Below are 13,484 nucleotides of genomic sequence, written 5' to 3'. Positions count from 1 at the left end.
TCCGGTCCCCGGACACACCTCGGCCGCGGTGGCTCCCCCTCCGCGCCACCGCGGCCGATCCCCGTGGGTACGGACGTCCGGTGTGCCTACTTGCCGCCGTCGAGGTCGAGGGCGGGCGGGGCGGGCATCGCGTTGTCCAGCGTGCGGACGTCCTCGGTCTTGGTGGGCTCGCTCGGCATGGCGTTGTCGAGCGTGGTGATGCCCGACTTCTCCGCCGGAGGGGTGGGCATGGCGTTGTCGAGCGTGGTGACCGTCTTGTCCTTGGCCGGCGGCGCGGGCATCGCGTTGTCCTGCGTGGTGGCGTCCGCCGCCGTCTTCTTGTCGCTCATGTCCTGAATTCCTCTGCTGTGGTGACGAGTCAGCAAGGCCCGTCCGGTAACTCCCCCGAGGGCTGCCGGACGGGCCGTTCGGAGTCGCACCCTGATCGGTGGAACTCCTGGTCAGACCGCCTGCCCCCCGACGCGACGGTGTGACAGGTACGAGAGTGCAGGACGGCGATAAACGAATGCTGAACGCCCTTGACGGCCCCGTACCGCTCACGCCGCCCGGGGGGTCGCGAGGAGCGTGCGGACCTCGTTCGCCTCGATCGCGCCGCCGGTCTGCTCGTAGAGGCCCAGCGCGTCGCGCCAGCAGGCCCTGGCACGGTCGGCCTGGCCCAGGACGAAGAGGGCACGGCCCAGGAGGGTCAGCACATTCCCGCGCATCCGGTCGCCGCCGATGACCCCCAGGGCGAGGGCCTGTTCGGAGTACTGGGCCGCCTGCGCGGGGCGCCGGGCGGCCAGATGGGCTTCGGCGATACGGAAGTTGGTCACGCCCTCCCAGAGCCGCTGCCGGTGGTCGCCGAAGATGCCCAGCGCGTCGGAGAACTGGCTGAGTGCCTCGGTGTGCCGCCCCGCCCGGGTCAGCGCGATCCCCAGGGTGAAGTGGCCGTTGGCCAGACGCATCGTCCGGCCGATCTCCAACTGGGCCGCGAGGCCCTGCTCGGCGATCTCGACCGCCTTGGTGATGCTGCCCATGCCCAGGTGGGCGCGGGAGAGGTTGCACAGACTGAGTGCCACACCGGGGCGGTTGCCCGCCTTGCGATAGCCCTCGATGGCCTGCTCCAGGAACGTCTTGCCGTCCGCGTACCGGCCCTGGTGCAGGGAGATGATCCCCCGGTCGTTGGAGACCCAGCTGATGGCGCGGTCGTCCTGCGCCGAGGCCGCGAGGCCCATGGCGAGCCGTGCCTGTTCCTCGGCCTGCTGGATGCGCCCGGACACCAGTAAAACGTTGGTCAGCATCATCCGCGCCCGCCCCTCGGCCCGCGCGTCCCCCGCCGCCCGTGTCGCGTCGCACATCGCTCGTGCCGTCGCCTCGTACTGGTGGGAGTTGGCGCCCGACTCCGTCAGGTCCTTCGCGGCCCACAGGAGATCGACCGCGCGGCGGAGCCGGTCCGTGCCGGCGGACTGGCGGACGCGGGCCAGCAGGCACGCCGCCTCGTTGTAGAGCCAGTCGAGCGCGGCGGAGCCCTCGGTGAAGCGCAGGCCCGGGTAGTCGGTGGGCTCCAGATGGTCCACGAGCCGGTCGCCGGGGCGCTCGATCGCGTATACCTGGGACGCCGTCGCCAGATAGAAGTCCAGCAGCCGCGACATCGCCGACTCCCTTTCCGTCCGCGGCTGTTCGTCGCGTTCCGCGCATGCACGCGCGTAGAGGCGGACCAGGTCGTGGAAGCGGTAGCGGCCCGGGGCCGCGGACTCCAGCAAGGAGGTGTCGACGAGGATTTCGAGGACGTCCTCGGTGTCCTCGGGCGGCAGGTCGAGGACGGCCGCCGCGGCGGCCAGGGAGATGTCGGGGCCGTCCGCGAGCCCGAGGAGACGGAAGGCGCGGGCCTGGGCCGGCTCCAACTGGCCGTAGCCCAGTTCGAAGGTGGCCTTGACCGCCAGGTCACCGGCCTGGAGTTCGTCCAGGCGGCGGCGCTCGTCGGCGAGCTTGGCGGCCAGGACGGAGACCGTCCAGGTTCGGCGGGCCGCCAGGCGGGAGGCCGCGATACGGATGGCGAGCGGCAGGAAGCCACAGGCCGCGACGACATCGAGCGCGGCCTTGCGCTCCGCCGCGACCCGCTCCTCACCGACGATCTTCGTGAAGAGCTGGAGCGCCTCGTCGGGCGACATCACATCGAGGTCGACGAGATGCGCCCCGGCCAGGTCCACCATGCGCACCCGGGCGGTGACGAGGGCCGCGCAGCCCGCCGTACCGGGCAGCAGGGGCCGTACCTGGGCGGCGTCCCGCGCGTTGTCGAGCAGCACCAGCACCCGGCGGCCGTCCAGGACGGACCGGTACAGCGCGGCCCGCTCCTCCAGGGAGTCGGGGATCGCCGAGTCGGCCGTGCCGAGCGCGCGGAGGAAGGAGCCGAGGACCGTCTCCGGCTCGGCGGGCCGGGAACCGGCGCCCTGGAGGTCGACGTACAGCTGCCCGTCCGGGAAGTCCGGTCTCGCCCGATGGGCCACACGCACCGCGAGGGTCGTCTTGCCGACGCCGCCGATGCCCGCCAGCGCGGACACGGCCATCACCTGACCCTCGGCGCCGGACGCCTCCGCCAGCGCCCGGCTCAGATCGCCCACGAACGCGGCCCTGCCGGTGAAGTCCGGCACGGTTGCCGGGAGTTGGGCCGGGCGTACGGGGCCGGCGGTGGGTTCGGGGGCGAGCGGCGCGGACGGTTCCGCGAGGCCCGGGTCCGCTCGCAGGATGCGCTGCTGCAACTCCCGCAGCCCCGGACGCGGGTCCACGCCCAGCTCGTCGGCCAGCAGCCGGCGCGTGTCGGCGTACACCGCGAGGGCCTCCGCCTGCCGTCCGCTGCGGTACAGCGCCAGCATCAGCAGTTCGCGCAGCCGTTCCCGCAAAGGGTGCGCGGCGGTGAGGGCGGTCAGCTCCGAGACCGCCTCCGCGTGGCAGCCCTGCTCCAGGTCCATGTCCAGCCTGGTCTCGACGAGTTGGAGACGCCACTCGTCGAGACGGGCCCGCTGCGTCTCCGCGTACGGCCCCGGAAGGCTCGCCAGGACCTCCCCGTCCCACAGCCCCAACGCCTTGTTCAGTAGATGGCGGGCATGGCACAGGTCCCCGGAGTTCTTGGCCTTCTCCGCGTCCGTCGCCAACTCCTGGGCCACGGCCAGGTCCAGCGCGCCGCCGGACAGCGCGCGGACCGCGTACCCGCCGGACTCGCTGACCAGCACGCCCGGGGAGAGCACCTTGCGCAGCCGCGAGGCGTACGTCCGTACGGCGGCCAGCGCCTGCGACGGCGGATCGTCGCCCCACAGCGCGTCGATCAGCTCGTTCGCGGTGGCCGTGCGGCCCTCGCGTAGCAACAGCGCGGCCAGCAGGGCGCGTTGCTGGGGCGAACCGGTGGCCAGGGGCTCGGCCCCGCGCCAGGCCCGTACGGGGCCGAGCACGCTGAAGCGCAGCTCCGTCGAGTCCTGGGGGTCCGGTTCCGGAATCTCAGCGTCCACGGCAACCCTTTGCTCCGGCACTCGCGGCCCACCGACCTCCGGCACTCCCGGTTCACCGCCCATCGACAGCCCCCTAAGGCCTTCTGATACCCAGGCCAGTTTGCCTTGTTCATGGCAGATCCGTCAGCCGTGGGAGAGGTCGATCACTGGGAGGCGTGCGGGATATCACGAGGTCCACGCAGACTCTCCGCACACCTGCGCGCCCCGATGTCGTATCCGGTGCCCGGCGTGTCCCGCGGCGGGGTTCGTTCGGCGGCCGGGTGCGACACGGCGGCCGGGTGCGACCCGACGGCCGGGTGCGGCGCCTGGGTGAGTTCCGGTCGCCGTACGGGCGTCCTGACCGCGACCGGCTTGCTGACGGACTTACTGACGGACCGTCAGATCGGCGCTACCGTGACGGACATGGACACCATGGAGACGAGCGCCACGGATTCCGCCACCGCCCCCGACCCCACTCCCGCCCCCGCCGCCGCAGGCACCCCCGCCGCCGACCCGCCCTTCCCGAAGATCATCTCCGTCGACGACCACACGGTGGAGCCGCCGAACGTCTGGCAGGACCGGCTCCCCAAGAAGTACCTGGACATCGGGCCCCGCGTGGTCCGCGCGCCGCTGAAGGAGATGACGTTCCTCGGTGGCCGCTTCAAGCCCGTGATGGGCGCCCCCGGCGACGACGGCCCGATCGGCGACTGGTGGGTCTACGAGGACCTGCACCGCCCGCTGACCCGCCTGGACACGGCGGTGGGCTACAGCCGGGACGAGATCAAGTTGGAGATCATCACCTACGAGCAGATGCGCCCCGGCTCGTACGACGTCCCGCGGCGCCTCGCGGACATGGACGTCAACCACGTGCAGTCGGCGCTGTGTTTCCCTACCTTCCCGCGTTTCTGCGGGCAGACGTTCACCGAGGCCGCCGACCATGAGCTGGGGCTGCTCGGAGTGCGGGCCTACAACGACTGGATGGTGGAGGAGTGGTGCGGGCCGGAGGCGCGGGGCCGGCTGATCCCCCTCACCCTCATCCCGCTCTGGGACGCCGAGTTGGCGGCGGCGGAGGTGCGTCGCAACGCGGCCCGGGGGGTCCGGGCGGTGGCCTTCTCCGAGATACCCCCGCATCTGGGTCTCCCGTCCGTCCACACCGACGAGTGGGACCCCTTCTTCGCGGCCTGCGACGAGACCGGCACGGTGGTGGCGATGCACATCGGGTCGTCGAGCCGGATGCCGTCCACGTCCGCCGACGCGCCGCCCGCCGTGGGGTCGACCATCACCTTCGCCAACTGCTGCTTCTCGATGGTCGACTGGCTGATGAGCGGCAAGTTCGAGCGCTTCCCCCACCTCAAGGTCATGTACGCGGAGGGCCAGATCGGCTGGATCCCGTACATCCTGGAGCGCGCGGACGTCGTCTGGGAGGAGAACCGGGGCTGGGGCGGCGTCGCGGACAAGGTCCACCGGCCGCCGTCGGAGCTGTTCGCGGAACATGTCTACGGGTGCTTCTTCGACGACGCGTTCGGGCTCCGCAATCTGGACGCGATCGGTGTCGGCAACGTGTTGTACGAGACCGACTACCCGCACTCCGACTCCACCTGGCCCGAGTCGCGGCAGGTCGGTGAGGCGCAGATGGGGCACCTGGACGCGGACGTCGTCGACCGCATCGTCCGACGGAACGCGATCGAGTTGCTCGGGTTGACGGAGGACGGACTCTGGGCGGGGTAGGGGGTAGGGGGCGGGGGGTTGGGGTGCGTGGCCGGGTGCGGGTCCGGTGGGGGCTGGTCGCGCAGTTCCCCGCGCCCCTGAGAAGCAGGGGCCGCGCCCCATGCTTCTCCGACCCGCCGCCGGTCGCCTTCCAGGCCCGCGGGGGCGAAGGCTATGCGCGGAGGAAGTACAGCAGGGTCATCGTCGCCGCCGTGCCCAGGACGACCGCCCGGAGCGCGCGGGCGGGGAGGTGGAGGGCGAGGCGCGCTCCGGCGGCGCCGCCGGCGACGGCGCCCGTGAGCATGGAGACGAGCAGCCACGGCGTGGCGAGCGCGTCCGAGGCGACGAGGAACAGCCCGGCGGCGCTGAGGTAGACCGCGGTGACCTGGGCGATCCGCATGGGATTGGCCGTGGCGGGGTCCAGCCCGAGCCCGAGACTCCACAGGGCCAGCATCAGGATGCCCACGGCCCCGCCGAAGTATCCGCCGTAGACGGAGAGCAGGAACTGACCGGTCAGCAGCGCCCCGCTCCCCAGCCCGCCCAGCCGTTCCGGCCCCGCCCCGAGCAGCCGCAGCACAGGACGCCCGAAGGCGAGCACGACCGTGGCGAAGGCCAGCAGCCAGGGCACGGCGACGTCGAACGACGACGACGGCAGCACCAGCAGAAGGACCGCGCCGAGGCCGCCGCCCAGCACACTGGTCAGCGTCAGCGCCCGCGTGGACGCCGCCCCGACCTGGGTGATCTCATGCCGGGAGACCCACGCGCCGGCCACCGAACCGGGCAGCAGCGCGATGGTGGACGCCGCGTTCGCCGTCACCGGCGGCAGCCCCGCCGCGACCAGCGCGGGCAGCGCCACGAACGTGCCCCCGCCGCCGACGGCGTTCAGCGTGCCGGCGACGAGACCAGCCAGCAGCACGAGGAGGATCTCCGACGTCTCCGACATCCGCCGAGCATCGCGCCGGGGCGAGAAGACCGCAACGGTCCCACCCTGTGTGATCCACGCATCGTGTCTCAAGGCCCTGCCATGGGCTGACGCGGTGCGCCACGACCTCTGGGCCCGCCGTCACCACCTGCTGGCCTGGGGCGCCGAGGCCCGCACCCTCGCTCCGCCGGACCCGCCGCCGCCCGGACCGCACAACACCCTTCTCCCACCCCTTGTCTGACGGTTCGTCAGCTACGACGATGGGGGCGGCCGAGTCGTTCACGGGCACCGCGGGCGCCGGCCGGCGCAGCGCGCGTGACTGACGGACACCGAGGACCCAACAGCCGGGGAGCGGCCGTGCGAACACCTCAGGAGAGCGAATCGGACGACCGCGGCGGGCTCGCCTACGGGATGCAGCTCCCCGTCCAGTCGCAGAGCACCCTCTACGCCGAGCCCTGGGAGGCGGAGGCCGGGCCGGAGGATCTGGCGGAGATCGCGCGCGCCGCCGACCGGTCGGGCTTCGCGTACATCGCCGGCTGCGACCACGTGGCCATCCCACGCCGTCTCGCCCCCGCGATGAGCACGGTCTGGTACGACCCGGTCGCCACGCTCGCCTACCTGGCCGCCGTCACCGAACGGGTCCGGCTGCTCAGCCATGTCGCGGTGGTCGGCCTGCGCCACCCGCTGCTCACCGCCAAGCAGTACGCCACCCTCGACCACCTCTCCGGCGGCCGGCTGATCCTCGGCGTGGGCGCCGGTCACGTACGGGAGGAGTTCGAGGCGCTCGGCGTCGACTTCGGGCGCCGGGGGCCCGTCCTGGACGAGTGCGTGGACGCGCTGCGGGCCGCGCTGGGCCCGGACGAATTCCCGTCCCACCACGGCAAGTTGTACGACTTCGAGGGCCTGGGCCAGCGCCCCCGCCCGGCCCAGGACCGTATCCCGGTATGGGTCGGCGGCTCGTCCCCCGCCGCCGTACGCCGGGCCGCCGTACGGGGTGACGGCTGGCTCCCGCAGGGCGACCCCCGCGACCGCCTGCCCGACCAGATCGCCCGCCTCCGTCATCTGCGCGAGGAGGCCGGCGTCACCGACCCCCTCACCATCGGCGCGATCGCCGAGCCCCTCTACCTCGGCGCCCCGACCTGGAACGTCGGCCGCCGCACCCTCACCGGCCCGCCGTCCGCCGTCGCGGAGTCCCTGCGGGCGTACAAGGCGATGGGCGTGCACCAGATCCAAGTGCGCTTCCGCAGCCGTAGCCGGGACGAACTCACAGACCAGATGCGGGAGTTCGGGGAGCGGGTGGCCCCGTTGCTGTGAGGAGCGCGGGGGTCGGGTGAGCGGCGTCGTGGGGTGGGTGACCGGCGCCGCGCGACGGAAAACGGGTTGTCGTCGAAGATCGTGACGCTGATGCTTCCCCCATGGAGATGCACGCCGACCAGCTGACGGTGTCGCCCGAGACGGTGCGTGTTCTGGTGGAGCGGCAGTTTCCCGAGTGGCGGGGGCTGTCGGTCAGGGGCATCGCGGCGCAGGGGACGGTCAACGCCGTCTTCCGTATCGGCGATCGGTTCGCGGCCCGGTTCCCCCTGGAGCCCGCGGGCGTCGAGGCGACGCGGCACTGGCTGGAGTCCGAGGCGGAAGCGGCTCGCGAGCTGGCGGGCCGCACGCGTTTCCCCACGCCCGAGCCGGTCGCGCTCGGTGAACCCGGGGCGGGCTACCCGCTGCCGTGGTCGGTGCAGACGTGGCTGCCCGGTGTCGTGGCCGCCGACGAGGACCCGGGCGAATCGGTCGCGTTCGCCCGCGACCTGGCCGATCTCATCGGCGAACTGCGCGCGATCGACGCCCGTGGCCGCACGTTCACCGGCACCGGTCGCGGAGGCGATCTGCGGTCCCATGACGCGTGGATGGAGACCTGCTTCGGACACAGCGAACACCTCCTGGACGTCTCCCGGCTGCGCCGCCTCTGGGCGACCCTGCGTGAACTGCCGCGAGGCACGGCCGAGGACACCATGGCCCATCGCGATCTGATCCCCGGCAACGTGCTCGTGTCCGGCGGCCGGCTCACGGGGCTTCTCGACGTCGGCGGCTTCGGACCGGCCGACCCCTCGCTGGATCTGGTGAGCGCGTGGCATCTGCTCGAAGCCGGGCCGCGCAAGGTGCTCCGCGACCACCTCGGCAGCGACGACCTCGAATGGGAGCGGGGCAAGGCGTGGGCCTTCGAGCAGGCGATGGGACTGGTCTGGTACTACGTCGACAGCAACCCCGTCATGAGCCGGACGGGCCGCCGAACCCTGAACCGCATCCTGACGGACGAGCCGCCCGCCGCCCGCCGCTAGCACGGTCGCATCAGGTGCAGGTCCTCTCCCCGCGCGTCCAGGAGGGCGGGGGTGTCCCAGCCGGGCAGGGGGACAAGGTCGAGTTCCGGGGTGCGGTACCCCGCGAACCGGGCGAGTCCGGTCGTCGCGTCATCGGCGAGGACGACGTACAGGTCATGGTCCGAGTGGGCGGTGGGCATGCCCTCGTGGGCCTGCGAGCCCTTGAGGACCAGGCCGACGACCGCCGGGTCCGCGGCGGCGCGCCCGACGAACTCGTCGTAGGAAGCGGTGAGTTGATGTGAACTCATGGCGGGGCCTCCGTGACCTCCGTGACCTCCGTGATCTCCGTGATCTCTGCGATCTTCGTGAGCACCGTGACTCCTGAGAACGGCGGACCCGGTCTTGGTTATTGAAACTTCGAACAACTTACGCCGGAGTCACGTATGTAAGGGAGTCATGGCTTCGGCGGAAGGACCCACGAGGTGCGATCCCCCCGGCACGTCAGAACGTCCCAGCACGCAGGCACCACCGTTTCGGCTGTTCCCGCACGTCCCTCCCGTGTCCCCGCGCACCAGCCCCGCGTACCGGCGCAGTCCCGTCAGAGCCAGGCTCAGGGGCTGTCCGTCGCGCTCGCCTGCCCCGAGGGGCAGTGGCCGCACGACGACTGGCCGACCCCCGACGACCAGTACGTCGGCAGCGCCCTGCACGTCCCGCCGCCGTACCGCACGCTCCCCGAGACCGAGGTGGACGTCGTGGTCCTGCGCTGCGAGGACCCGTCGGTGTCCTTCGCGGCGCTGCTGAAGTCCATGGGTTCCATGAGCGCCCCGGTGATCGTCGTCAGCCCCCGGCGGGACACCGAGACGGTGGTGGAGGTGTTCCGGGGCGGGGCGGGCTACCTGGTCGAGGGCGACTACTGCACCTGCATGCTCTCCTCGGCGGTCGTGGCCGCCACGGTCGGCCACACCTATCTCTCGCCCGCCGCCTGCGCCGCCCTCCGGGACGCGGCCAGATCGATGCCGGGCGAGGAGGAGGCGAGAGAGCGGCTGCGCTCCCTGCTCTCCCCGCGTGAACGCCAGATCATGGAACTGCTCTCCACCGGCCTCGGCGCCCAGGAGATCGGACTGCGGCTGCGGCTCAGCGAGAAGACCGTCCGCAACAACCTCAGCAACATCTACGCCAAGCTCGACGCCCGCGGAGGCACGGAGGCCGTCCTGCGCTGGCTCGGGGCGACAACCCCCGGGGTTCGCGTCTGATCGCGGTATTAATCCTACGGAGGAGTGCGACGGAGGAATGTGACGGAGGAGTGCGACGGAGGAATGTGACGGAGTAATCCGACGGTAAATCGGGCAGTGGCTGAAAAGCCTCCACGCAAATGCGAGGGGGCTTATTCGGTGTTGCTTTTCCATGTGCGCTCGGTGGCGGGCTGCAGGGGAAGATGTGGACGTCGATGGCGAATCAATGCAGCTCAGACTGCTGATGAGGGAGTGGGATCTACCGGAGGGATTCATGAGCCGGGATATTTGACCCTGTCGGCATGCCGTCATTCCTGGTGAGAATGGGGTAAGAAAATGATCCCCCCGACCTCCAAGGAGGGCGAGCTCGTGCCCGCAGGACATGGCCGTAATAAGAAGCGTTCCAGGGTCGTCGCGATCAGCCTCGGTTCGGTAATCGCTGTCGCGGGCGGCGTGATCGCCGTTCCGGCCGCGATGGCAGCCCTCGTACCCGCACCGGCTTCCACGCCGTTCCAACTCAAGGGCGCCGAGACCTTCGACACCGACAAGCTGATGGCGGCCATCTGCCCGGGGCCGACCTCGGACAGGCCCTTCCAGGACGTCGGCAATTTCTTCATCAACCTGGACACCGGCGAGGTGTCGCCGGACGAGACGAACGGTGTCGGCGATCCGGGCAAGACCCCCGCGGGCACGCCGCCGCTCGCCCGCGTCGCCGCGCACTGCGAGTACCCGGCGACCTCCGTGAAGGACTCGGTGGGCGCCGCCACCGACGCCTCCGATCTGATCATCAACTGCGGTGACTCCGTCCAGGCCGGTCAGGAGATCACCCACAGCCTCACGACCAGCAGCAGCGTGACCCACAGTGTCACCGTCGGTGTCGGCTTCAACCTCAGCATCGTCAAGGACGTCTTCTCGATCGGCGGCGGAGCCGAACTGACCACCGAATGGTCCTTCGGCGAGGAGGTCACCAAGAGCAAGCTGGACAAGATCGACGTACCGCCGCGTACCGTCGGGTTCCTCGAACGGCTACCGGCGCTGCGCACCGTCACCAGCACCCCGGTCGCGGTCCTGGAGAACGTCACCCTCATCACCCCCGACGGGGTCACGGATCAGAACGGTTGGCGGGACAACGGCAGCACCCGCATCACCTCGTCCGGTTTCACCATGACCGCGACGGCCGACGTGCTGGACAAGAACGGAGTCCCCGCCGGTGCGATCCGTGCGGACGACCGGCCCGTCACGGACGAGGACTGCGCCTGAGCGGACCGCCGACGGCCATCGGTGTCCGCGGCAGGTCGGACATCCGTGGCAGTGCGTCCCGGACGCGGACGCGAGTGCGGCAGCTCTCCCCGCCGCGGGTGGTGAGCGGGTCCGTCGACTGTGGGGGTCCTCGCTGAGGACCCCCACAGTCGGATCACGGCTCCGCGCCGCCGAGCGATGCGGAGCACCGCCGGGCCGCGGCCACGCCGCGACCGAGGATCGCGCAGACCGGCCTCGTGCCCCTCGCCGCCGGCCTTCTGCCCCTCGCCGCCGGTCTTCTGCCCTTGCCCCCCCGGCCCTTGCCCCCCGGCCCTTGCCCCCTGGCCCCTTCCCTCCCGCCTCTTGCGTCCCTTCCCTCGCCCCCACCTCTCTCCTCTCTCCTCTCTCCTCTCTCTCCTCTCTCCTCCCGTCCCTCGCTTTTCGGCTCCCTTCGCGTCGCAGGCGCGGATGCCAAGTCGTGGAGAGCACCTATCTGACGATCCATCAGATACGGCGTTACGCTTGCCTCGGCCAACGCACCGCGAAGGGAGTCCACATGGGCAAGCTCGACGGACGTGTCGTCCTCGTCACAGGCGCCGCGCGCGGCCAGGGGGAGCAGGAGGCCCGCCTGTTCCGGGCGGAGGGGGCCGAGGTCGTCGTCGCCGATGTCCTCGACGACCTGGGGGAGGCCCTCGCCAAGGAGATCGGCGCGCTCTACGTCCATCTGGACGTGAGCCGCGAGGAGGACTGGACCGCCGCCGTGGCCGCCGCCAAGAACGCGTACGGCCGGGTCGACGGCCTCGTCAACAACGCGGGCGTGCTGCGCTTCAACTCCCTTGTCGACACCCCGCTCGACGAGTTCATGCAGGTGGTGCGGGTCAACCAGGTCGGCGTCTTCCTCGGCGTCAAGACCCTCGCCCCCGAGATCGAGGCGGCCGGCGGCGGCACCATCGTCAACACCGCCTCGTACACGGGGATGACGGGGATGGCGTACGTCGGCGCGTACGCCGCCACCAAGCACGCGATCGTCGGGCTCACCCGGGTCGCCGCGCTGGAGCTGGCCCGCAAGGGCATCCGGGTCAACGCGGTCTGCCCCGGCTCCATCGACACCGCGATGACCGACCCGGGCGACGAGGCGACCGCCGAGGCCGTCGCCAAGCTCTACCGCAAGCGCGTCCCGCTCGGCCGGATCGGCCGCGCCGAGGAGGTCGCCCGGCTCGCCCTCTTCCTCTCCTGCGAGGACTCCTCCTACATCACCGGGCAGCCGTTCGTGATCGACGGGGGCTGGCTGGCCGGGGTGAGTCTCTGAGAGTACTGATCTGACGGCACGTCAGCTATTGACGCTCCACGGGGCCGGTGGAACAGTCGGCCGTATCGAGATCTGACGGACAGTCAGAGAATCAGAGGACCTGACCGTGGGACGGTGAACCTCCTTGGAATTCGGGCTCTTTGTACAGGGATACGTGGGTAAGCGGGCCGAGACCGACCCGCTCGCGGAGCACAAGGCGCTGATGGAGGAGACCGAGTACGTCATCCAGGCGGACAAGTCCGGCTTCAAGTACGCGTGGGCCTCCGAGCACCACTTCCTGGAGGAGTACTCCCATCTGTCGGCCAACGACGTGTTCCTGGGGTACTTGGCGCACGCCACCGACCGGATCCATCTAGGCTCCGGCATCTTCAACCCGCTCGCCCAGGTCAACCACCCCGTGAAGGTCGCCGAGAAGGTGACCATGCTCGACCATCTCACCGAGGGCCGCTTCGAGTTCGGCAGCGGGCGCGGGGCCGGTTCGCACGAGATCCTCGGCTTCATCCCCGGGGTGACCGACATGAACCACACCAAGGAGATCTGGGAAGAGACCATCGCCGAGTTCCCCAAGATGTGGCTCCAGGACGAGTACGTCGGCTTCCAGGGCAAGCACTGGTCCCTGCCGCCCCGCAAGATCCTGCCCAAGCCGTACGGGAAGTCGCACCCCGCGATGTGGTACGCCGCCGGGTCGCCGCCGTCGTACTCCATGGCCGCGCGCAAGGGGCTCGGGGTCCTCGGCTTCAGTGTGCAGAAGGTCTCCGACATGGAATGGGTGCTGGAGAAGTACAAGACGGCGATCGTCGACGCCGAGCCCATCGGTGACTTCGTCAACGACAACGTGATGGTGACGACGACCGCGATCTGCGCGCCCACCCACGACGAGGCGATCCGGATCGCGGTCAACGGCGGGCTGCACTACCTGCCGTCGCTCGTCTTCCGCTACCACGACACGTTCCCCCGGCCGGACGGGTTCCCCGTGTGGCCCGAGACGCTGCCCGAGTACAACGAGGAGTTCATCGAACTGCTCATCGAGGAAGAGCTGTTGATCTGCGGGGACCCCGACGAGGTGGTCCGGCAGTGCAAGCGGTGGGAGCAGGCCGGGGCGGACCAGCTGAGCTTCGGGCTGCCGGTGGGCGTGCCGAAGGAGGAGACCCTGCAGACGATCCGGCTCGTCGGGGAGCACGTGATTCCGAAGATCGATACGGATCCTGTGCATCGGACTTCGCGGTTCCGGGCGGCGGGGTGAGGTTCGGTCGGCGGCTGCGGGTTCGTCGTGGTTGCTCGCGCCCACGCGGCGGAGCCGCGAAG

The 13,484-nt window shown here is 70.8% G+C and carries 11 protein-coding genes and 1 pseudogene; 8 read left to right on the top strand and 4 right to left on the bottom strand.

Going from position 1 to position 13,484, the window contains the following annotated elements; all coding sequences use genetic code 11:
* Positions 1-86: 86 nt before the first annotated feature.
* Positions 87-329, bottom strand: coding sequence for a hypothetical protein (locus tag F9278_RS20545; protein ID WP_152169668.1), 243 nt, complete (start codon positions 327-329; stop codon positions 87-89).
* Positions 330-536: 207 nt separating this feature from the next.
* Positions 537-3,545 carry an AfsR/SARP family transcriptional regulator gene (locus F9278_RS20540; protein WP_152169667.1) on the bottom strand — a complete coding sequence of 1,003 codons (3,009 nt, stop codon included), beginning with the start codon at positions 3,543-3,545 and terminating at the stop codon, positions 537-539.
* A gap of 339 nt (positions 3,546-3,884) precedes the next feature.
* Between F9278_RS20540 and F9278_RS20535 the strand changes: the two genes are divergently transcribed.
* Complete coding sequence (locus tag F9278_RS20535; protein WP_193241558.1) at positions 3,885-5,189, top strand: amidohydrolase family protein; 1,305 nt, start codon at positions 3,885-3,887, stop codon at positions 5,187-5,189.
* 151 nt (positions 5,190-5,340) lie between these two features.
* Here F9278_RS20535 and F9278_RS20530 read toward each other — a convergent pair whose 3' ends face one another.
* Complete coding sequence (locus tag F9278_RS20530; RefSeq protein WP_152169666.1) at positions 5,341-6,111, bottom strand: sulfite exporter TauE/SafE family protein; 771 nt, start codon at positions 6,109-6,111, stop codon at positions 5,341-5,343.
* 94 nt (positions 6,112-6,205) lie between these two features.
* Here F9278_RS20530 and F9278_RS48190 point away from each other — a divergent pair, with 94 nt between their 5' ends.
* From F9278_RS48190 to F9278_RS20520, 3 genes are all read left to right on the top strand, one after another.
* Positions 6,206-6,331 (top strand): hypothetical protein, encoded by a 126-nt coding sequence (locus F9278_RS48190; RefSeq protein ID WP_264300172.1) that lies wholly within the window; start codon positions 6,206-6,208, stop codon positions 6,329-6,331.
* A 170-nt stretch (positions 6,332-6,501) separates the two neighbouring features.
* On the top strand, positions 6,502-7,404 hold the full coding sequence (locus F9278_RS20525) for an LLM class F420-dependent oxidoreductase (RefSeq protein WP_152173979.1): 903 nt from the start codon (positions 6,502-6,504) through the stop codon (positions 7,402-7,404).
* 101 nt (positions 7,405-7,505) lie between these two features.
* The gene (locus F9278_RS20520; RefSeq protein ID WP_152169665.1) at positions 7,506-8,420 is read left to right on the top strand and encodes an aminoglycoside phosphotransferase family protein; all 915 of its coding nucleotides are present in this window, start codon (positions 7,506-7,508) and stop codon (positions 8,418-8,420) included.
* Positions 8,421-8,449: 29 nt separating this feature from the next.
* Here the strand turns inward: F9278_RS20520 and F9278_RS20515 are convergent.
* Positions 8,450-8,707 (bottom strand): annotated as a pseudogene (locus F9278_RS20515) (hypothetical protein); the annotation flags it as partial.
* 309 nt (positions 8,708-9,016) lie between these two features.
* Between F9278_RS20515 and F9278_RS20510 the strand changes: the two are divergent.
* From F9278_RS20510 to F9278_RS20495, 4 genes are all read left to right on the top strand, one after another.
* Positions 9,017-9,652 carry a response regulator transcription factor gene (locus F9278_RS20510; RefSeq protein WP_404819019.1) on the top strand — a complete coding sequence of 212 codons (636 nt, stop codon included), beginning with the start codon at positions 9,017-9,019 and terminating at the stop codon, positions 9,650-9,652.
* A gap of 348 nt (positions 9,653-10,000) precedes the next feature.
* Complete coding sequence (locus tag F9278_RS20505; protein ID WP_152169663.1) at positions 10,001-10,891, top strand: hypothetical protein; 891 nt, start codon at positions 10,001-10,003, stop codon at positions 10,889-10,891.
* Positions 10,892-11,426: 535 nt separating this feature from the next.
* Positions 11,427-12,179, top strand: a complete 753-nt coding sequence (locus F9278_RS20500) for an SDR family NAD(P)-dependent oxidoreductase (protein ID WP_152169662.1) — start codon at positions 11,427-11,429, stop codon at positions 12,177-12,179.
* 124 nt (positions 12,180-12,303) lie between these two features.
* Complete coding sequence (locus F9278_RS20495; protein ID WP_152169661.1) at positions 12,304-13,422, top strand: LLM class flavin-dependent oxidoreductase; 1,119 nt, start codon at positions 12,304-12,306, stop codon at positions 13,420-13,422.
* Positions 13,423-13,484 lie beyond the last annotated feature (62 nt).

It is taken from the genome of Streptomyces phaeolivaceus (assembly GCF_009184865.1).
Classification (GTDB): domain Bacteria; phylum Actinomycetota; class Actinomycetes; order Streptomycetales; family Streptomycetaceae; genus Streptomyces; species Streptomyces phaeolivaceus.
Note: the sequence above shows the minus strand (reverse complement) of the source record. Positions and strands in the feature narration are given on the sequence as shown.

Coding starts and splice junctions, on each gene's coding strand:
- F9278_RS20540 (WP_152169667.1), bottom strand. CDS start 3,545: ATGGGCGGTGAACCGGGAGTGCCGGAGGTCGGTGGGCCGCGAGTGCCG.
- F9278_RS20500 (WP_152169662.1), top strand. CDS start 11,427: ATGGGCAAGCTCGACGGACGTGTCGTCCTCGTCACAGGCGCCGCGCGC.
- F9278_RS20525 (WP_152173979.1), top strand. CDS start 6,502: ATGCAGCTCCCCGTCCAGTCGCAGAGCACCCTCTACGCCGAGCCCTGG.
- F9278_RS20530 (WP_152169666.1), bottom strand. CDS start 6,111: ATGTCGGAGACGTCGGAGATCCTCCTCGTGCTGCTGGCTGGTCTCGTC.
- F9278_RS20535 (WP_193241558.1), top strand. CDS start 3,885: ATGGACACCATGGAGACGAGCGCCACGGATTCCGCCACCGCCCCCGAC.
- F9278_RS20545 (WP_152169668.1), bottom strand. CDS start 329: ATGAGCGACAAGAAGACGGCGGCGGACGCCACCACGCAGGACAACGCG.
- F9278_RS20520 (WP_152169665.1), top strand. CDS start 7,506: ATGGAGATGCACGCCGACCAGCTGACGGTGTCGCCCGAGACGGTGCGT.